Source organism: Pseudohongiella sp., assembly GCF_040877505.1.
In the GTDB taxonomy this organism is placed as follows: domain Bacteria; phylum Pseudomonadota; class Gammaproteobacteria; order Pseudomonadales; family Pseudohongiellaceae; genus Pseudohongiella.
In genome coordinates this window covers 139,771-160,608 of record NZ_JBBDNQ010000046.1, presented here as the reverse complement: position 1 = coordinate 160,608, position 20,838 = coordinate 139,771, and the positions used below count along the sequence as shown (strand labels likewise).

At 56.4% G+C, this 20,838-nt stretch carries 19 protein-coding genes; 2 read left to right on the top strand and 17 right to left on the bottom strand.

The features are described 5' to 3' along the window. Positions 1-11 precede the first annotated feature (11 nt). The gene (locus WD071_RS17495) at positions 12-467 is read left to right on the top strand and encodes a GNAT family N-acetyltransferase (protein ID WP_368049697.1); all 456 of its coding nucleotides are present in this window, start codon (positions 12-14) and stop codon (positions 465-467) included. Here WD071_RS17495 and WD071_RS17490 read toward each other — a convergent pair. The 9 genes from WD071_RS17490 to WD071_RS17450 all read right to left on the bottom strand — a co-directional run bounded on the left by WD071_RS17490 (position 442) and on the right by WD071_RS17450 (position 12,441). After that, entirely contained in the window at positions 442-2,280 is a 1,839-nt protein-coding gene (locus tag WD071_RS17490) for a DUF885 family protein (protein ID WP_368049696.1), read from the bottom strand. The genes WD071_RS17495 and WD071_RS17490 overlap by 26 nt on opposite strands. Before the next feature lie 53 nt (positions 2,281-2,333). Then, the gene (locus tag WD071_RS17485; protein WP_368049695.1) at positions 2,334-3,746 is read right to left on the bottom strand and encodes a M20/M25/M40 family metallo-hydrolase; all 1,413 of its coding nucleotides are present in this window, start codon (positions 3,744-3,746) and stop codon (positions 2,334-2,336) included. Positions 3,747-3,858: 112 nt separating this feature from the next. Continuing rightward, positions 3,859-5,856: a TonB-dependent receptor plug domain-containing protein gene (locus WD071_RS17480; RefSeq protein WP_368049694.1), complete on the bottom strand. Its 1,998-nt coding sequence runs from the start codon at positions 5,854-5,856 to the stop codon at positions 3,859-3,861. 1 nt (position 5,857) lies between these two features. Next, positions 5,858-6,832, bottom strand: a complete 975-nt coding sequence (locus WD071_RS17475) for a DUF4097 domain-containing protein (RefSeq protein WP_368049693.1) — start codon at positions 6,830-6,832, stop codon at positions 5,858-5,860. After that, complete coding sequence (locus WD071_RS17470; RefSeq protein ID WP_368049692.1) at positions 6,829-7,374, bottom strand: hypothetical protein; 546 nt, start codon at positions 7,372-7,374, stop codon at positions 6,829-6,831. Before WD071_RS17470 ends, WD071_RS17475 begins: the two co-directional genes overlap by 4 nt. After that, complete coding sequence (locus WD071_RS17465) at positions 7,364-7,900, bottom strand: RNA polymerase sigma factor (RefSeq protein ID WP_368049691.1); 537 nt, start codon at positions 7,898-7,900, stop codon at positions 7,364-7,366. The genes WD071_RS17470 and WD071_RS17465 overlap by 11 nt, the downstream gene beginning before the upstream one ends. A 264-nt stretch (positions 7,901-8,164) precedes the next feature. Continuing rightward, a complete protein-coding gene (locus tag WD071_RS17460) occupies positions 8,165-9,616 on the bottom strand; it encodes a PepSY-associated TM helix domain-containing protein (RefSeq protein WP_368049690.1) in 1,452 nt (483 codons plus the stop codon). Positions 9,617-9,622: 6 nt separating this feature from the next. Continuing rightward, complete coding sequence (locus tag WD071_RS17455; RefSeq protein ID WP_368049689.1) at positions 9,623-10,207, bottom strand: hypothetical protein; 585 nt, start codon at positions 10,205-10,207, stop codon at positions 9,623-9,625. 53 nt (positions 10,208-10,260) lie between these two features. Beyond that, entirely contained in the window at positions 10,261-12,441 is a 2,181-nt protein-coding gene (locus tag WD071_RS17450; protein ID WP_368049688.1) for a TonB-dependent receptor, read from the bottom strand. Positions 12,442-12,615: 174 nt separating this feature from the next. On the opposite strand from WD071_RS17450, the gene WD071_RS17445 reads away from it, so the two are divergent. Continuing rightward, positions 12,616-13,161 (top strand): YaeQ family protein, encoded by a 546-nt coding sequence (locus WD071_RS17445; protein WP_368049686.1) that lies wholly within the window; start codon positions 12,616-12,618, stop codon positions 13,159-13,161. Here WD071_RS17445 and WD071_RS17440 read toward each other — a convergent pair. The 8 genes from WD071_RS17440 to WD071_RS17405 form a co-directional block, all read right to left on the bottom strand. Then, entirely contained in the window at positions 13,155-14,531 is a 1,377-nt protein-coding gene (locus WD071_RS17440) for a YfcC family protein (protein WP_368049685.1), read from the bottom strand. The two genes, WD071_RS17445 and WD071_RS17440, sit on opposite strands and share 7 nt — an antisense overlap. Further along, positions 14,528-16,744: a M3 family metallopeptidase gene (locus tag WD071_RS17435; protein ID WP_368049684.1), complete on the bottom strand. Its 2,217-nt coding sequence runs from the start codon at positions 16,742-16,744 to the stop codon at positions 14,528-14,530. The genes WD071_RS17440 and WD071_RS17435 overlap by 4 nt, the downstream gene beginning before the upstream one ends. 201 nt (positions 16,745-16,945) lie before the next feature. Then, positions 16,946-17,746, bottom strand: a complete 801-nt coding sequence (locus WD071_RS17430; protein ID WP_368049683.1) for a DUF2189 domain-containing protein — start codon at positions 17,744-17,746, stop codon at positions 16,946-16,948. 126 nt (positions 17,747-17,872) lie between these two features. Continuing rightward, on the bottom strand, positions 17,873-18,598 hold the full coding sequence (locus WD071_RS17425) for a hypothetical protein (RefSeq protein ID WP_368049682.1): 726 nt from the start codon (positions 18,596-18,598) through the stop codon (positions 17,873-17,875). Positions 18,599-18,765: 167 nt separating this feature from the next. Then, on the bottom strand, positions 18,766-19,086 hold the full coding sequence (locus WD071_RS17420; protein ID WP_368049681.1) for a YbjQ family protein: 321 nt from the start codon (positions 19,084-19,086) through the stop codon (positions 18,766-18,768). Beyond that, positions 19,083-19,535, bottom strand: a complete 453-nt coding sequence (locus tag WD071_RS17415; RefSeq protein ID WP_368049680.1) for an anti-sigma factor — start codon at positions 19,533-19,535, stop codon at positions 19,083-19,085. Before WD071_RS17415 ends, WD071_RS17420 begins: the two co-directional genes overlap by 4 nt. Next, positions 19,522-20,088, bottom strand: a complete 567-nt coding sequence (locus WD071_RS17410) for an RNA polymerase sigma factor (protein ID WP_368049679.1) — start codon at positions 20,086-20,088, stop codon at positions 19,522-19,524. Before WD071_RS17410 ends, WD071_RS17415 begins: the two co-directional genes overlap by 14 nt. 197 nt (positions 20,089-20,285) lie before the next feature. After that, complete coding sequence (locus WD071_RS17405; protein ID WP_368049678.1) at positions 20,286-20,828, bottom strand: pyridoxamine 5'-phosphate oxidase family protein; 543 nt, start codon at positions 20,826-20,828, stop codon at positions 20,286-20,288. Between the last annotated feature and the right edge of the window lie 10 nt (positions 20,829-20,838).

Sequence of the window (20,838 nt, the reverse complement as noted above, 5' to 3'; positions counted from 1 at the left end):
ACGCTTTGTTGATGAAATTCATCGAATTGACATTTGAGTCCGAGGCTTACGAACGTGCCTGGCAACTGCGCCAGACAGTGCTGCGTGAGCCACTGGGTTTGACGCTGGAGCCCGGCGAGCGTGCCAGCGAAGCTGAGCAGCGTCATTTCGGCTTGTTTACTGACGATCTTGAGCTGGCCGGCTGCATCAGTGTCGTACCAATGCCGGACGGCACTGCAAAACTGCGCCAAATGTCTGTCAATCCCAGGATGCAAGGAATCGGCCTGGGCAGAACACTGCTCGCCAATGTCGAAATATTATTGGCGGCTCAGGGTTTCCATCGGCTCTATATGCACGCCAGGAACAGTGCGATCGGGTTTTATCAGAAACTGGGATATCAAACAGAGGGTGACCCCTTTGTCGAAGTCACCATCCCCCATATCAGAATGAGCAAGTCACTGGTTACTCGCCAGCAGTCTTCTGCCTGACAGTATCTACCCAGCGCATCACCCGCGCCTCGAGTATCGGCAACGGCACCGCGCCGCCGCCCAGCACGGTATCGTGGAATCCCCGGTAGTCAAAATCGTCACCCAGCGTCTGCATCGCGCTCGCGCGCAATTCCTGAATTTTCAACATGCCGATTTTATATGCCGTTGCCTGTCCGGGATTGTGAATGTAACGCTGGATCTCGGAGCGAACTGCGGACTCCGGTTGCGGCGAATTCTCCAGGAAATACTGCACCGCCTGTTCCTGTGTCCATTGTTTTGAGTGAATGCCGGTATCCACCACCAGACGGATAGCGCGCCAGATTTCACCGGCCAGGCGACCAAAATCTGAATACGGATCCTCGTAGAACCCCATGTCTTTACCCAGCGCCTCGGAGTAAAGCCCCCAGCCTTCAGAGAAGGCGGTGTAGCCGTACTGGGTACGAAAGCGGGGAATGTCAGTCAGCTCCTGTTGAATGGAGATCTGCATATGGTGGCCGGGACTGCCTTCGTGATAGGAAATATTCTCCAGCTGGTAACGCGGCATCGCGCGCATATCTGACAGATGTGCATAGAACACACCCGGACGTGAACCATCCGGCGTACCTGACATGTAATGCTGCGCCGCGCCATCCTGCTCACGGAAGGACTCTACGCGGCGCACTTCCAGACCCGCCTTGGGCAGGATGCCAAAATACTCGGGCAACACCTCGTCCATGCCTTCAAGGTAGTCACGGGCCAGCTGCAGGTAAGCTTCTCGGCCTTCGTCGGTATCAGGGAAATAGAACTGGTCATCCTCGCGAATAAAAACAAAGAACTCGGCCAGTGTGCCATCGAATTCTACTGTGTCCTTGATGACTTCCATTTCTGCGCGCAGGCGCGCCACTTCCGACAAACCGATCTGGTGAATCTCGTCGGCCGTCATATCAAGCGTTGTCATCAGTGACAGGCGCGTATTGTAGTAATCTTCGCCATTGGGCAGTGCCCACACGCCCATCGCTTCTTCACTGGCGTTGGCGCGATCCTGCTGCAGCCAGGCCAGCAGCCGGGCATACGCAGGCTGCAGCTCGTCAACGAATATAGCGCGCGCCTGTTCCAGCATATTGTCTGCCGTATCCTGATCAATCAGGTTGTTCTCGAAGAGCGCGGTTATTTTATTCTCTACATCATTCCATAATGGAGAAATGCCCTCGTCCGTGAAAGGCTCACCGCCGGTGACACGCCCTATTTCGGCGATGGCATAATCATAGTTGAAACGCGGCTGGCGAATGCCATCTTCAATGGCACGCACGGCGCGATGCTGATATTGCGCCAGCACATCGTCGATCTGTGACAGGCGCGAAATATAGGCCTCCATGTCGCCCGGTTCGTCAACCCGATGAAAGTTGATCATGAAATTGGGCAGCGATGCGTGCGGACCGCCACGGCCAAAAATATAACCATGACGATTGAATTCAGCACTCATCTCGGCACGTTCCAGCGCATAGACCCAGGTGTCCCAGGACGTTTTGGCATCTTCGCTCAGCAGATCATAGGAGAATGTTGACTGCATCTCCGCCACGCTGTTGCGGCGCCACTCCAGCTCACGTTCGTCAGCTGCTTCTGAGGCATCGTCAAGCTGACCATAGTCGCTTTTGTCACCCAGTCGGGTTTTCCACTGCGGACTGAAGTCGAGCTGCTGCGCAAACTGCTCGTCCAGCCAGACGGTCAGGGCCGCAGATTCGTCTGCCTCTGTCACCATGTCGTTGGACGCATCGGTGACGGGCTCGCTGCACGCGGCCAGCAATGACAATAACAATAGAACTACCACTTTCATATCAATCGCCTTTTGTGTCTTTAGGGTTTGACCACAATTGGTTTGACCACAATTTATTGTGCCGCCGCCAGTCGCTCGACTATGTCATAGTGTGCGCGAACAAAACGATACAGTTCGCTTTCAATAATACGTTCCTGATCACTGTGCGCACCAAACCCCAGCGGACCGTCTTCGGCATCAATTGCTGGGCCAATACCATAACACTGGATACCACGCGCCCGCAGGTACGCCATATCGGTAGCACCGGTACTCATGGTCGGGATCACCGTGGTGTCGTAGCTTGCCTGCATCACTTCTTCTATCACGCGAAAGGCTTCGGTATCCAACCGGCTGGAAGCGCCAGGACGCACATCACGTTGCGCCCAGTTCACATTGACACTGACATCGTTAACCACCTGCCGCAGCGCCGCCAGGAACTCTTCCGGCTCCTCCTGCGGCAGCAAACGCACATCGAGCGTTGCCGTCGCATTTGATGGAATAACATTGACGCGGTAGCCACCGTCAACGATGGTGGGGGAAATCGTACTGAACAAGACGGCTGCGTTGCGCGGTTCATTTTCCTTGAGATACGCCAGCGCGCGATCAAACCCATCCGTGCCCGGGCTCAATAACGCCTGATAACGAGCGGCCGCCTCGGGTTCCGAAATCGAGGCCAGACGTGAGAAGTATGTGGAGATGGTGTCGCTGAAACGGACCGGGGGCTGCCAGTCCGCCGCAGCCGCAATCGCTTTGGACAAATGCACGATAGCATTGCTTTGCAGTGGCACTGAGCCATGGCCGGCAACTCCAGTGCTGCTCAGTTCAATGGCGCGCGGCAGTTTCTCGCCGGTTTGCACACCGGCATACTGTACCTGCCCGCCCTGGCGCACAACGCTGCCGCCTTCGGCGATGCAGTGCTCGGCATCGATGGCATCAAAATGCTCATTGACCATGAATTCGATACCGATGCGGGTGGCGCCTTCTTCACCGGATTCGGCCAGAAAAATCACATCGCGATCCAGCTCGACGTTGTGTCGCTTGAGCAACAACATAGTCATCAGGGCGGCAGCGATGTTGTCCTTGTCGTCAACAGTGCCTCGACCGTAAATCCAGCCGCCGTCACGCTGCGCGCTGAACGGTGGAAACACCCATTTGTCAGGATCAACATTGACGGTATCCTGATGTGCCATTAACAGCAGGGGACGTTTGCTGCCATTGCCACGCAACCTGGCCACGACATTGGGCCGGTCCGCTTCCAATGCATAAACCGCGACCTCAATGCCTTCACTCTCCAGCACGGATACCAGGTACTCGGTCAGTTCGATTTCGCGCCCGGGCGGATCGGTGGTATCCATGCGCACCATGGTGCGGAAGTGTTCCAGCACCTCTTCGTCCACCTGTGCCCAGTCCTGGCTAAACCCAGAAACTGGCACAAACCCTATCAGCACGGCACTGGCGGCCATGGTCAATCGCTTGAATACGCTCACGTGGCGCTTCCTCCGGAGACAACCGCTATACGGTTTGCTCTGAAGCGTACACCGCATCCGCCAGGCTGTCCATGCGCAAAATACGCTAACATTCGGCGCTTTCAGAGGGCATTCAAAACGTTTTACGCACGCGTAGCTGCAGGAAATTGCGCGGATTCACCCGCTCCTCTTCGGTGTATACCACGCTTTGCAATACCCGGTCCGACCAGCTTTGGCGAGTGAGCCGGAAGTCATCCCAAACGGTGTACTCCAGTCGGGCCGTAAAACTGTCACTGATGCTGTATTCACCGAACACAGTCACGTAGTCATGCAGCTCGAAGCTGCGACGCTGATCCGGGTTGAAATTGGTATCCCGGAAATACGGCGTATAATTCACGCCCCACACCAGGTTCAAAGTTGGCAGGTCCTGTTCAACGTTCACCGAGCCGGTGAAGGGACGTACTTCGGAGATCTGGCGCTCATGTCCGGTGGTCGGATCAGTGACCCGAGCGTGATCATAGCGGGCATTCAAGGTCAGTCTGCCACCGCGCACACCCACCCGATCCAATGGCAGGCGCACATCAATGGCGGCGCGATCCAGTGTACCATCACCGATGTTGCCGATTGCGGTCAGGCCATCATCCAGTGGCAACACATCAACCACGTGGCTGATTTCGTCGTGCCGCAGGGTCAGCGACAACACAGCCTCGTCACTGAAGCGACGTTCGAAGACAGCTTCCGACACCCAGCGCTGCTCCGGCCGCAGATCCAGGTTACCACCCAGCACTTCGTTGTTGGTCAGTGATGACGAGGCCGCGAAGTCGTTAAAGTTGAGCTGTCCCAGCTCACGTTCCAGTCGCAGGCGGAGCTGATGGTTATCGGCAAAATCCCAGGTCATCGCCAGGCGCGGTTTGGGGTAGAAGAAACTGCGTTCAGCCGAACCACCGCCGCTCTGTCGAATACGGGAACGCTCAAGACGGGCGCCGGCTTCCAGCGTCAGGGTATCACTGCGCTGCCAGGTGGCAATCGATGAGATTTCTGCCCGTAGCTCATTGACCTGTGTTGTCGACAATGGCAAAGGCACTGGCTGACCATTCAGCGTGAAACTCTGCGTTGTGTCCATCATGTTATAGGCCAGCTCAGCACTGCTCTCAATTTTCAGACGGTCGGAGCGCTGCCATCGCAGGACGCTGCGCAGGATTGACTCACCGGTATCACGCTTGGTATCGAACTGCTGCAGGCTGGTGCCCACCAGTGCCGTACTGACACTCTCGCTGCGACGCAGATTCTGGATCAGTCGCGCCTCCAGCGTTGTGGCCGACGACAGGGTCTGCTCAGCTCTGACACCAACGTCCGCGTTGCGGTTATCCTGCTCAAACTCGAATCGCCGCGACGATGACGCCCCCACATACTGTGTCCATTCCTCAAAGTCATTTATGTTGGCACCGCCCGTCAGCTCCAGCCTGCCTGCCGCCACCGGTGCTGCCCAGTCAACTCGGCCGCTCCACCCACCACCATCAAACTTGTCTTCTCTTGTCTCCGTGTCCGTTATCACACCAGTACCATTACGACGAATAAGCGTGCCGGTGCCAGTGGAGTCATTCATGGAGATGGTGCGACCGATATTGAAACCCCAGCTTCGCCCGTCTTCATTGCTACTGTATTCGTAGCGCCCACCGGGCAGGTTGGGGCCTCCTTCAAAAAAATAGCTGCGCGCCAGCAGTGATTGCTGGGTGGTCGCATCGCTGCTCAGAATCACATTGGCTACCACGCTGTGGCCTTGCATATCAATTCCGGGTGCACCACCCCGAATGATTTCAATGTGTGATACACGACCCGCTTGAATACGACTCAGCACTGAAGACACATCATCTGACTTTGAGGCCGGCCGGGCGCCGTTAATCAGCACATTGCCACCGGCGCCGGCAAAACCACGAACGTCGTCACCGTCGTCAAGCTGAAATCCCGGCAGCCGATCCACCATGTCTTCTGCAGTGGATGGACTGGATGCGGCGAAAAAATCCGGCTGGTATACCAGCACCGTGTCTCGGCTGCTATCCTGCGCCTGTGCGGCAGGTGGAGCGGACAACGTAGCGGTGAGCAATAGAACCAAAAGTGTTAATATTTTCATATCAGTTAGCGTTCAACTCCAGGCGACCACTGACTGAACTCAGCTCGACCGTGCCGACACCCTCGCCGGTGGAGAAGTCCAGGTTCCTGGCCGGGCCAAATCTGGCCCGGACCACTTCATCGTCAGTGATGTTGTTGATGATGCTGCCACCGGCAATACTCTGCATACTGAAACGGGCATTCACATCAGATGGCAGAGTCAGGTTGATATCGCCACTGACTGTACTGCCGCTGATTCGCGGCGATGACACATCAACCAGAATCACGTCGATATCGCCATTGACACTGTTCAGATCCAACTCGTCGGTACCACGCAGATCTGCCCGTACCGAACCATTAACCACAGATATTTCCACTTCCTGTGCGGCGCTGTCGATATCCAGATCGCCATTGACCGCACCATAACTTATGCGGCCATCGGAACCTGCGTCGCGGACTTCACCATTGACCGTGTGGAGGTCAATGCGGCCGCGATTGTTTCTGCTGTCGATGGCACCGTTCACGGTGCGCAGCTCAATATATTCAGACAGGTTGGCCGCCGTGATATCACCATTCACTGTCGTCACATCGCTGCCACCTGTGATGCCATCAATGTTGACGTCGGCATTGACCCCGGAATAGCTGACATTGCTGTTTGCCGGCACTACAAACACGAGGTCTGATTCCTGCTCCCGACGGGATCCATTGTTCCTGATATTTCTTGGCATCTGCACTTCAAAGAAGGTGAAGCCGTTCCCGGATCGCAACTCATAACCTTCCGCCAGTTCATCCAGCGTGCCGGAAACACGGAACGTATTGTCCGTGCCGGTGCGTATGACAACCTGTCCTCGCATGACTTCGATTTCGATGCGTTCGTTGGCACTGACTTGCCGGGTTTCGTCAATCGTGACCGGATTTTCTGCGGCGTGGACCATTTGTCCCAGTGCCATCAGCAACACCAGCGTTGCCAAACTTGTCCATGATGCTTTCGAGTTCATAATTCTTCTCCTGAATAGTAGTAGCCGTTCGGTTCCACACTGCTTATCAAATGTAGATAGTCCAATTGTTGTGCATACAGACCCTGCATCTGCGCCAGCAACTGCGGGTCGTCGGGGTAGTAGTCAAGCGCGGTTCTGAGCTGACCGATTGCGCTATCCCAGGTCGCCAGTTGATACTGCCAGTCGCCGACAAAACCAGTACTGCGTGAGAGCATGCCCTGCTGTTCGGCCACTAATGTTTCATACTGCTGTACGATGGCGTACTGGGGCGGCAGTTGATCGTCAACAGGGTCAGGAACATCCGTTGTCGCCACGGGCATATCGGCATTGTCCGGCACTACCAGAACCCGCCAGCTCACCACCACAACAAGCGCCAGCACGGCAGCCAGCGCCAGCGCCTGGTTTACCAACGACATCTGGCGCTTTCTGACATGTCTGCGCTCTGGCAACTGTTTCTCCAGATCACGCCACAGGTCACGCTGCGGCTGCATTTCCCGTGGCAGCGCTGCTATCGCCTGATCCAGTTCCTGTTCACTCTTCACGCAAAAAACCCCTTAATAACTGTCTGGCCCGATGGTACTGCGCCTTGCTCGAACCTTCTGCTATGCTCAGTAGTTCAGCAATCTCTTTGTGCTGATAGCCTTCCAGCGCAAACAACACAAATACCGCTTTGGCCTGCGCCGGCAGACGCTGTATTGCCTGCTCCAGATCACCCGCATCGCCATTGTCCGTTACAGCAGCCGACTGATCCTGGTCAAACATGCCATCGATCTGATCCGGGTCGACAAAGCTCAAGCGCTTATCCCGGCGCCAGCAGTCGATGGCGGTACGCGTGGCGATGCTGTGCAGCCAGGTGGCGAAACTACTGTCACCTTTGAAGTCGGGCAGGCATTGCCAGACTTTGACGAAAACTTCCTGGCTGACATCCTCGGCTTTTTGCCGGTCGCCCATTAATCGCCAGCATATGGCATACACCCGGCCGACGTGTTGCTGATACAGCAGATGAAAGGCCTTGCGATCGCCTCCCTGTGCCAACTGTACGGCGTTCGTGATTTCTTCTGCTGACATGACCAGACTTTAATCCGTGTTTGCTAGGTTAGACGCCAGCAGATCCAATTGCGTTTAAATCAGCAACGAATTATTTTCAGCTGATTCGCGGCAGGCCGCAAAGCGTCGTTGGAGCAGACATAGCAAGTCCCGGGCCAGAAAATAAAACCCTTTTTATCAGCTACTTAAGTTGGGTGGATTTGGTGGGTGTGGCGAAAACCACAATAATCAGGCGAATCTGTCCAGATTGGCCGAGCCGATCATCCCGGCTCAGACCAAGTCGGTTTAAGCGTTGGCGGGCGCCGCGACGGCATTTGTCTTCCGTTTCGAACGCAAGCCCAGCCAAAGCAGTATCAGACCGCTTGCAGCAAAACACACGTTAACTGCCAGCGCGGCATCGCGCAGCGCCAGTTGCTGATACTTGAGAACATGCAACACAACCAGCCCCAGCACCAGGCCGCCACTCAACAGTTGCAGCATGGACTTGCCACCTGCGTCATTGTTGAGAACCTGAGCCAGCGCGATGCAGGCCACCAGCACCAGCCACAGCGAGGCGACAGCGGGCAGACCAGCCAGCAGTACCAGCAGCGCACTGCCAGCAATGGCAGCCGGTGTACCCCACACCAGGCCGGTCCAGATATTGTTCAGGGCATCGCGGGTCTTACGCCGCGACAACCAGATATTGATGCCGCTGACACAGACCACGCATAGCGCCAGACCAAACACCCCGTACAGGAACAACACGGACAGTCCGCCAAAATGACCAAAGTGCAAACGGAACACTGAGAATATTGCCTGACGTCCCAGCGCACCGTCCGTGTAACCGGCTTTGCCCAGGTACTGACCCGCCTGGTCAAAACGATACTGTTCGGCATAGATCAGCCGTCCTTCATGCTCGGCACCGATAATCATATACTGCTGCGGGGTATTGGCGTCTTCCACCGTGACATAAAACGGGTTTGCCTCAGGGGCCACCACGGCGAGCTCATTTAACGCGGCCTCGACATCCATCACCGCAACGTCCTGTTGCAAAGCTGGCGGTGCACCAAAAATTTCGCCGATAACGCGCTCATTGTCGCCGTCAAAAAAAGCGCTGGCAAAAATCATGTTCATCAGTACGGCAAGACCAAAGTAGGCGCCGGTGACGGCAATCACCAGATGGAAGGGTGCACCCCAGACACTGAGCCGGTTGTGTATGTCGGTTTGCTGCAGGCGCCGCGAACCACGCAGGCGCAGGTTGAAGGCGTCACGGATAATATTGGGATGGGCAAACAGACCGGAGATGATAAGACCACATAACATGGCACCCAGAATACTGACCACGATCATGCCGAAGCTGCTGGGCAAATGCAGATAGACATGCATGTCTGCCATCATCGTGGTCCAGTCGTGACTGATATCGTCGCCCCGACTGCCATCTTCGTTGAGGTACCATGCGCCTTCTGCCGAGATCAGAGACGCGCGCGGCGCACCGCTCTGCGGCAACATCAGCAGGATATCACCGCCAATGTCCGGCACGACTTCGTGTAACTGACTGTAGACCTGACCTGCCAGTGCCGGTGTCATCTGCTGAAACTCGGCGACGTCCGGTTGCTCCCAGCGCTCCAGGTAGTCGGTAAACACCACCACGGTCCCGGACACACAGACCAGATACATCAGCGCCCCGGTCAGCAGGCCCAGCCAGGAATGGCTATTGACGGAACTTTTCACCAGTGATGTTGGCAACGATGGCTTCATTATGGATTATCCGTATAAAAACAGGAAACTGACTATCAATGCCAGCATAAAAGACAAGGGTGGCCAGTACGAACGCGGCGCGGCACATGCCCACCAACTGGCGATACCCCAGACCACGGGCACAGCATAGAGGGTGAAAACCAGTTTGTCGCCCTGCTGCCATGGCAACAATTGCACCAGCACCGTGGTGAACAATGCGGAGGCAGCACCGGCCAGCGGCACCACGACGATAAACAGCCAAAGCTGGCGGGCAAAGGCTTTTGCGTGCGGCAAGTGCAAGGTCGCGGTACCAGCCGTCGTCGGCAGGTCGCTGTCACGCGAGCGACCCGTCCCTTTGCCCCGAAGCTGCCGGGACTGCGCCTGCAAGCGGTAATTCAGCAGCACCAGTAGCCACGCTATGACACCGCTAAACAGAAATACCTGAACCACACCAAACTCAGCGCCGCTGGCAAGCATCCACGCCCAGGCAGACAACAGCAGGAAACCCCAGCCTGTCGGTGCATGCACCACACCAACCCCGGATTGATGACGCCAGGACCAGTACAGCAGACCGACACCGGCAACGTTCAGCGCCAGTGCAAGAAAAGCCATTAGCGCGGAGGAAGCCATTAGCGTCGCGGGAGCCATTAACTCAGCAGACGCCATCAGAAATTAACCGTGCCCGACAGCATCAAGGTACGCGGCGTACCCAGCACAAGATAGTTGGAGCCCGGGAACCCACCCACGGACACCCAGTCATTGCTGTCACTCAGATTCTGCAAACGGGCTCGCAGGGTAACGTCGCGCTCGGCGATCCGGGTCCGGTAGCGTGCACCCAGATCTGTCCTGTTCCAGGCCGCAACTTCGATAGTATTGGCGGCATTGGCATACTGTGACGAGGTAAAGATGTGGCGGGCGTCCAGTGTCAGCCCCGGCAATGCCGGCACATCCCATTCAAGGTTTACATTCAGTTGCGTGTCTGGCGCACCGACCGCGTCATTGCCATCAAACTGGCCGCCCTGGGTGTCAACCATTTCAGCCTCCAGCCAGGTGGCACCGCCCAGCAGGCGCACATTCTGTGTCAATGTACCGAACAGGCTGAGTTCAACACCGCGGTTGCGTTGCTCGCCCTGCGGAGCAAAAACAGCGTTTTCCACATAACTGCTCGGGCGGCTGGTGGTGAAAGCACTGACGCTGCCGCCCAGATCCCCTCCGTCGTATTTGACACCCAGTTCAAACTGCTCGGACTGGTAGGGCTCGAATACCTCACCTGCGTTAAGCACCGGGCTGCCACCGCTGTTCGTTGGCGCCACTTCACCCGGCACCAGACCTTCGATGTAGTTACCGTAAAGAGACACCTGCTCGCTGGTTTTGTACACGATACCAAACACAGGGGTCAGACGTCCCTCGTCATAGGATGACAGAGCAGAACCCGTGTTGTAATCGAACGAGCGTGTTTCGATATTCTGATAGCGCGCACCGACAGTGACCAGCATGCGTTCATCCAGCAATGAGATCATGTCGGCGATTGCGACACTTGAGGTCTCTACCTCCTCTGTCACCCGCGGCGACGACAGGGAACCGCCAACAAAAAAATCCGCCTGTGGTGCCGACACCGTCACCGGATCATACAGGTTGCCGGGAAAACCCGCGAAGCTTGAGAACGCATAAGCATTGCGCGACTCCAGAGAAAAGGCAGAGGCAGTGAGACTGAGATTGTGTCCCAGCGCTGCGGTGTCAAACGTTGTCCGGATGCCCAGTTCGCCAGAGTGGATTTTATCGGCGCGAGCATTGTCAAAGCGATAGGCTGACGTGTTGCCCTGCGCATCCGCGTTCGGATTGGCCAGGACATTGTTTTCCTCACCATCCCGCAAGCCGGCGGCGGCCCAGACCGACACCGCATCGCTCAGGTCGTACTCACCACGCACCACGCCAAACAACTGATCTTCGTCGGTGTGGGTCCAGGGCTGGGCAAAATTATCGTCGGCGGCCGGCGGCGGCGGGATGTCACCCGATGGCGTGACGCTGGGTCGTGGCGCGTCAATGCGATGATCCTGCAATCCCACGTCGGCTGACAGGCGCAGCCTGTCGCCACGGTAATCCATGCCAAAGGCCAGCACAGTGAGTTCACGTGCCTGCTCGTCTACCGCGGTTTCACCATCACGCCGGGCGATGTTGATGCGCACGCCGACATTGTCATCGGTACCAAAACGTCGCGCACCATCCAGCGCCAGGTAACCGTGTTCGCCACCCTCGTAACCGGCCGTGATTCGTGTCAGGGGTTCGTCGGGCGCACGCTTGGGCACGAGATTCACCGATCCGCCGACGCTGCTGCCGCCAGGCGCCGCGCCATTCAGAAAGGTACTGGCACCGCGGAATACTTCAACCCGCTCCAGAAATTCGCTGGCAACGAACTGCCGCGGCAAAATGCCATACACACCGTTGTAGGTCATATCATCGGAGAACACCGGAAAACCCCGGATCATGTACAGTTCCTGGAAATTGCCAAAGCCCTTGGCAACGCGCACCACCGGATCGTTCTGCAGCACATCGGCGACACTGACGGCCTGCTGGTCAAGCATCAGGTCCTGGGTAAAAGCGGTTCCCGAGAAAGGTGAATCCATCATATCCAGGTTGCCGAACATGCCAACACGACCACCGCGCGCGACCTGACCACCGGCGTAGGCATCAGGCAGCAGTACCTGCGACCCATCGGAGATCACAACAATCTCGGAGATAGCGTCGCTCTGGGCCAGCGCAGCATGCGGCAGCGACAAGGCAGAAAAGGCAGAAAAGGCAGACAAAGCAAAAGCGATGGACAAACTAAGCGGGTTTTTATGTGGCATGACGGAACCTGACTGGCTGTGGAATAAAACGCAAGGGAGCACGGAAGATATCGCGGTAAATATTAATGATATGTATTCCTATTTGCAAGTAATGCAGGTGCGGGCATGCAAATTTATTGCGCGAATTTGCGGTATCATGCCCGCCTCCGCTCACAACACAGGCAAACGTGATCCATGGCAGCCAAATCCACTATCTTCAAAGCGTCCCTGCAAATCACGGATTTGGAGCGGCACTATTATCAGGAACATAACCTGACGCTGGCCCGACACCCTTCCGAAACAGATGAGCGCATGATGGTGCGCGTGCTGGCATTTGCGTTGAATGCCCATGAGCGTCTGGAGTTCGGCCGCGGCCTGAGCACCGAGGACGAGGCTGATCTGTGGCAGAAAGATCTGACCGGCGCCATTGAACACTGGATTGATGTCGGCATGCCGGATGAGCGCCTGGTGCGCAAAGCCTGCGGGCGCTCACAGCAAGTGACGGTGTATTGTTACGGAGGACGTATCGCAGAGATGTGGGTAGAGCAGAACAGCGTGCAATTTGCCCGTCAAAACAACCTGCGCATCGTCAATCTGACACTGGAGCAGACACAGTCACTGGCGCTGCTGGCACAGCGCAATATGAATCTGCATTGCCTGGTGCAGGACGGGCTGGTGTCATTCAGCGACGATAATACGTCCGTAGAACTGGAGCCGGTGCTGCTGTACCCGCCTCAGTAACCGAACCAGACAGCCCCGATCAGGATCGCCGAACTGGCCAGGAACAGCTTCAGCATTAACGGCATCAGAAAGCGGAACCAGCGATCGTACGGAATGCCGGCAATGCCCAGAATACCCATCAATATACCGTTGGTAGGAATGATCATATTAGTGAAACCGTCACCGAACTGATACGCGAGCACGGCGGTCTGCCGGGAAATACCCAACAGGTCAGACATCGGCGCCATCAACGGCATGGTGACGTAGGCCTGACCACTGCCCGACGGAATGAAGAAGTTGAGCAGGCTCTGCATCAGCAACATGCCCACCACGGCCAACTCTGCACCCACCATGGTTAACGGCACTGACAATCCGTGCACGATGGTATACAGCACCTGTCCGTCTTCCAGAATCAAAGCGATTCCACGTGCCATACCAATCAACAGCGCTGTAGCCGCCAGGTCGGTGACACCTTTGGAGAACGCCACGGCCGTATCATCGGGCGTGATACGAGCGACAATCGCGGTGATGATACCCAGCGCCACAAACAACGCACTGAGCTCAGTCAAGTACCAGCCGTACAATATGACACCTGACACTAACGTCATGATACCGAGCATCATTACCAGCAACACCAGTTTGCGCGTGGTGGTCAGCGGCGGATATTCCTCTACCGACGCCGCCTCATGCTGGTGGCGCAAATCATACACCAGGCTGGCACTGGGATCGGCCTTCACACGCTGCGCGTACCGGTAAACATGATGGAAACCAAGCAGCAACAACGGCAGAAATATCGCCAGCCGCAAGCCAATGCCTGAGCCCGGTGGCAGATCGGCCACATCCTGCGCCACCATGACGGTAAACGGATTCATCGCCGCGGCGCCATATCCGATACCGTAGCCCACTACCAGAATACCGACCGCCGTCATCGCATCCAGTCGCATCGCCAGGCAAAACGTCATCAACAGCGCCACCAGGGTAATGAACTCGACCGCCATGCCAAAGGTGCTGGCACCCACCGCAAAAGCGAACATGGGGAAAAATATCAGCAGCCCGGTGCGCGTGCTGAAACGCTGCAGGATGCGCCCCAGCAGCGCTTCGATGGCACCGGTGTGGCGAATCACCGCCAGCACCCCACCAACGATCAGGACAAAGAAAATGATTCCCTGGGAATCGGCCATGCCGCGCGGCACCGCCGTCAGCAAATCGACGACGCTGAGCGACGGGCTGTCCTCAAGCAGGGCAAAGGTGCCGGGAACCACCAGTTCCCGGCCCGCCTCATTCAAGGTGGTTTCAAACTCACCGGCCGGCAGCACCCAGGTGATGACCAGTGCCAACACCTGCATGGCAAACAGCAGAACCAGTGTATTGGGAACCTTGAATGTTCTCACTGTGGTTGCAGGCCCCGGCGACGCAGCATGTGTTCAATGTCAGGCAAACGACCGGCAAAGTCCTGATACAGTTCCATGGCGTCTTTGCTGCCACCTTGCGACAGCAGGGTGTTACGGAAGCGATCACCGTTCTCGCGCAACATGCCACCGTTTTCGATAAACCATTGCACCGCATCGGCGTCCAGCACTTCACTCCAGATATAGGAGTAGTACCCTGCAGAGTAGCCGCCCATGATGTGGGAGAAGTACGGTGTGCGGTAGCGCGGTGGTACCGGGTCGTAATTCAGACCGGCGTCGGCCAGGGCCTGAGCCTCGAACGCCATGATGCCGTCAGCGTCGGGAATCTCCTCCGGCGGCAATTGGTGCAAAGCCTGATCTATCACCGACGCTGCAAGATATTCCGTGGTACCAAAGCCTTCATTGAACTGTGCCGCCTCCAGTACACGGTCCAGCAGATCCTGCGGAATTCGCTCTCCCGTTTCATAGTGCAACGCATAATTTTCAAGAACTTCGGGCCATGTCGCCCACATTTCATTTACCTGTGACGGAAATTCAACAAAATCACGTGGCACAGATGTGCCGGCAAAGCGCGGGTATTCAACGTCAGAAAACAACCCGTGCAACACATGTCCGAACTCATGGAACAAGGTGGTGACTTCATCGAAGGTCATCAACGTCGGCTCGCCGGCCGGTGGTTTGGTAATGTTCAAATGGTTGCCGATGACCTTGCTGCCTCCGAGCAGACCGCTTTGCGTGTTGTAGCTGTTCATCCAGGCACCGCCACGTTTGCTACCGCGCGCGTAGAAGTCACCCAGCATCAGACCCAGCCCGGAGCCATCAACATCAAACACCTCCCACACCTGCACATCGGGGTGGTAGGTGGGCAGGTCATCACGACGTTCAAAGCTTAGCCCGTACACCTGTTCAGCAGCGTAGAACACACCGTTGTCGAGTACGTTGTTCAGTTCGAAATAGGGCCTTACCTCTGACTCATCAAACGAGTAACGAGCCTGACGGACTTTTTCGGCGTAAAATGCCCAATCCCAGGCTTCAAGCTCAAAGGGCTCTGCCTCAGTCTCATCAATCACCCGCTTGATTTCTTCGCCTTCTATGCGCGCATTGGCAACGGCGACAGGCGCCAGGCCTCCCAACATCTGATTGACAACTACTTTGCTACCCGCTGTCTGCTCAGACAGAATGAAGTCAGCATGCGTATCATAGCCGAGCATCTGTGCACGCTCGGCTCGCAGCTTCACTGTGTCGGAGACAATACCGGTGGTATCGAATTCGTTGCCTCGACTGCCACGCGCAACCGATGCGCGCTGGATGCGTTCACGCAGTGCGCGATTTTCAAGCGAAGCCAGTGGTGGCTGACCACTGGTGTTGCGCAGCGTGATCACATACTTGCCTTCTTCACCGCGTTCCGCGGCCTCATCTGCGGCAGCCTGGATCTGTGCATCGGACAAACCTGCAAGCTCTTCACGCGTATCAACCACCACAGCAGACGCATTTACCTCGGCCAGCACGTTTTGCGTAAACTGTGTGCTCAGGCTCGCCAACTCGCTGTTGATTTCGCGCAGACGTTCCTTTTGCTCTTCATTCAATTGCGCACCGGCCCGTACAAAACTGGTGTGGTAGCGCTCAAGCAGTCGATCGGACTCTGGATCCAGTGCCAGTTCTTCGCGCTGCTCATACAGGGTGTTGACCCGGGCGAACAGATCCGGGTTCAGTGAAATTGAATCATTGTGTGCGGATAGTCTTGGCGCCATTTCGCGCTGCACTGCCTGCAAATCAGGGTTAGTGTGGGCACCGCTCACGTTGCCAAAGATACGTGCCACACGCGTCAGCGCCTGTCCGGAGCGTTCCAGTGCGATGATGGTATTGTCAAAGCTCGCGGGCTCAGGGTTGTTCGCAATCGCTTCGATCTCTTCGCTTTCCAGCGCCATGGCTTGCTCGTAGGCGGGCAGATAGTGTTCGTTTCGGATCTCATCGAAAGGCGGCATGCCGTAGGGCAGACTGCTTGCTACCAGCAATGGATTGGTGCCCGCTTCGGTGGCCGCTGGTGCCTCATCCTGCGTTTCCTGCATGCCAGTGGTGCCGGGCTCTGGCGAATTGTCACTGCAAGCGCCCAGCAACAGACTCAGGCCGAGCGCGGGGAATAGCGCCCTGGTCAATGTAGATTTCATGAATGGTAGCGCGGCGATTGTTTTCAAAACAGGCTCCTGAATAGTTGAACGTCACGGCACAGGCAAAAAAGTGACCGGGTGTGCGATACCCGATTATAAACACGGATAGCGTTGTGGGCATAGCCGTCAAATGACGGGTGCCGGACCGGATCGTTGTACCGCGACTATCTTCATCCACTCAGTCAGGAATATCGCGCCCGCCCGGGCCCGGGAGAACCGGGCGCAGGATCAATCACGGTAGGTCACCGCGCGGCGGTATAGATGCCAGGTGGCGTGACCCAGCACAGGTACGACGATGCCAAGGCCTACGAACAGCGGCAGGGCACCCAGCAACATCAATCCAATTACCAGCAGATACCACATAGCCATCGCCTGCCAATTGGCCTGCACAGCTTTCAGCGAAGTCATCACTGCGCGGCCAACGCCAACTTTGTGGTGCAGCATCATCGGCAGCGAGACTACCGTGGCCATATAAACCACTACACTGTAGATAAAACCGATGCCTGAGCCAACGGCCAGCAACTGCCAGCCAGCCGGGGACATGAATATCTGCTGCATCAAAGAAGCCAGCTCTGTTGGGGCGGGTTCAGCAAAAAACACGCCATAGAGCAGTTCGGCTGTCATCAGCCAGGCGACGAACAGAGCTGCCAGAACGCACCCCATTGCCGCAATCCCCCAGCGTGAAGGCGCCCTGGCCACATCAAAAACGTGATACCAGGCGTAATTCAGGCCTTGTTCACGGCGACGGCTGAGCTCATAGAGGCCGCAGGCGGCCAGCGGGCCTATCAGGGCCAGCCCACCCACTAGCGGGAACAATAAGGGCAGGAAATTCTCGCCCAGGCCAATCAAGGCGGCAAACAGGGCAATCAGGGCGTAGATCAGGGTCAGAAAGACCCCGTGGGTGGGTTTGGCTTCGAAGTCAGCCAGCCCCTGTTTCAGCACCGAGCTCAGCTCGGCGGGCCGGATTATATTAATGACAGGCGTCTCACTACCTCGGGCGTCTGCAGATACATCGGTTCGCGCACTCATTGGCATTCTCCTCAGATATCAGCTTGCGGGTTGTTTGTTGTTTTTTTTCCTTTTGTTTGTTTTTGCTTGGACAACATAACACAGGACCCGTTCCAGAAGCTTTTTCTTCGGCCCTTCGAGACCATTTCAGGGTCCAGGTACTTGTTCGATATAACGAAAATTGCAGCGGCTGTGGGTTTGTTCAGTGGCGGGCGAGGTACGCAAAAGGTCTATGCCACGTGTATCACCGGAGCTCGTCCGGGTCTGGGACTCGGCGACGGTGAATGTCAGCGTGTCTGTTTGCTCCAGAGCCAGAGTTAACCGCGAGTCCTCCGCGTGCCAGCTACCGGCGATGAATACGGATTTGTCGCTGCTGGTCGCCTCGTCCCACTCGTATATTTCGAGTATCGCCAGCCCGTCTGCGGTCAAATTGAGCTCGGCATCGATGCTTTCGCACTCGCTCATGTAAACACGGGAGAGGTTTTCGATATTCAGATCCACGCGACGGACTTCCGCCTGTCGCTGTCTGGCAATTTCCCGATTGGTCAGATACAGCCCGATATTGCCGTCGGTGTAGGAGTGATTGTGCACAGAATGCGACTCCACGCGCACGTTGCTCAACCCGTGACGATTGAGTACAGCTTCCAGCTCATCAATCGAGGCCTGGTCGCGAACCACACGCGGCATGACAATAGTGGGGCCCGTAATGCCAACGGGCACATCGAGGTCACGCAGTTGAGGCCTCAGACCAAGTTCGGCAATAGCCCGGCTCAGATCGGCAAGCTCGGCATCGCTCAAGCTGTTGTTGAACACATGAATTTTATGGGTTGTGCAGCCCGCCAGTAGCAGCAACAACAGCATTGACCTGACCATTAATCCCACCACGCCGGCAAACTGCCTGAAATGCTAATTATTTAGCATAATGCTAATATATTAACACCTGCACAGCAAGTCAACGCGTTTATGGAGACGCGTTTATGGGGACGGAGGGAATACTTTTTGTTCGCTCAAAAAGTATTCCCTCCGTCCCCATAAAAGCGTCAGGCTTCTTCGATGACCACCGCGGTACCGTAGACCAGGATCTCGGCGGCGCCGGTCATGATGTAGCTGGTGGAGAAACGCACATCGACGATCGCATTGGCCCCAAGCTGTCCGGCCTCTGCCGTCATGCGGTCCAGCGACTGCTCGCGCGCTTCGGCCATCATTTTGGTGTAGTCACTGATCTCACCGCCAACCAGCATACGCAGACCGGCTAGGATATCGCGGCCTACGTGACGGGCGCGGATGGTATTGCCGCGGACCACGCCCAACGTTGTGACTATCTTGCGGCCTGCAATGGCCGGAGAAGTTGCAATCATCATCGTTCAATATCCTTATAACGTTCATGTTTATGGTGGAAAAGCGTTTCGCGCAGAATGGACACAAACAGAATGACCAGACCACTGCCAGCGAATACACCACCCAGTTTCACCCACAGTGGTATGTCGGGGCTGGTCAGCCATTCACGGGCGAATTCCCAGCCGCCGTACAGAAACAGCATGATCAGGCCAGCAGACATCAACAGCCAGCCCGTGCCCCGCTCGATGCGCCGGTATACGCCGCCCCAGTAGCTCTGCCAAAGCTCGTCATCGGGATCCCGGGGTTTGTTGTTCATGGTCAGCTCCTTTAAGGACGTCAGTTCATCGAATTCTCGCTGCAATGTGGCATTGTCTGTCAGCAACTCCGCAAAGCGCCGGCGCTGTTCGGCATCGGCTTCATCGTCGAGTACCGCCATCATCAATGCTCGCGCGTCGGTATCATTCGTGTTCATAGCCACTTTCCTTCATCAGTTGCCGGAAACGTTGCCGGGCTGCATATAACCGCGACATCACAGTGCCGATCGGAACCCCCACGATGTCGGCCAGTTCACGATAACTATGGTCGTGCATATCTTTAAGGCACAAAATCTCCCTGTCTTCGATGCTCAGATGCATCAACGCCTGTTGCACCAGATTGCTGTATTGCACAGACTGGCAATCCTCACCAGGGCCGCCCGCCTCTGTCAGCATGGTATCAATTTGTCCGTTATCAATATCTTCGCGCCGGCGTGACCGACTGCGCAGATGATTTAGCGCGACACGTCGCAAAATGGTGTAGTACCAGGGATAGAACGGCTGCGAAGGGTTGTAGCTCGACATGTTTTGCCAGGCCCTGGCAAATGCTTCCTGCGACACGTCCATGGCGTCATCACTGTGCCCGGTCAGCGACAGTGCGTGGTAATAGGCCGGTCGCTTGAGTTGTTCAACCAGTTCCCTGAATGCCTTGCTGCTGCCTTTCCGGCATTGCTGCAACAGATCACTGTCTATGTGTATGTCGGCCCTCATGGCAGGCACCCGCTTCCGTCGTCATCGTGTATCCGTGACCCTGCGCTTTTGCAGCGTCCGATTATCATACACCGCGGGTATTCAGTTTATTCGCCCCGGGACCGTTTAACCCTGCAGGCTGCGCAACTGATCAACGATTAATGGGGACCGCTTAATGGGGACGGAGGGAATAAAAAGTATTCCCTCCGTCCCCATTTTCAGGGCAGGATGCCGGTGTTTCGACCATCCAGGCTCACGGTGTTTCTTTCCGCCCAGTATGCCTCCACACCCTCGCGGCCGCGTTTCTCGGCCCATTTCTCCAGCGTCACGCGTTCGCCTTTGTAATCACAGTGCGGCACGGCATAGCCACAAGAGGTCTGCACCAGATCAATGGCTAACCGGAAAATCTGACGGGCACCGTGATATTCGGGAAACTCGGCAATAAGCCGGTCCCAGTCCGCGTCGCGCGGATGAATCACCTCCGCCTGGCCGTACAGCCGGAGGATCAGTGGCTGTTTATCGAAGGAACAGAACATGATGGTCATGCGCCTGTTCTCCAGCACATGGGCCGCAGTTTCATTGCCACTGCCGGTCATGTTCAGCCAGATCGCCTCATTTGGCCCCAGGATTCGCAGACTGTCCATGCCTTTGGGGGAGACGTTGACATGCCCCTCAGCGCCGGCTGTGCCAACAAAATAGATGTGCTGCTTGCCGATAAAATCGATAAGCCCGGGTGATAATTCGTTGAATTTCTCCGCCATGTCCGACTCC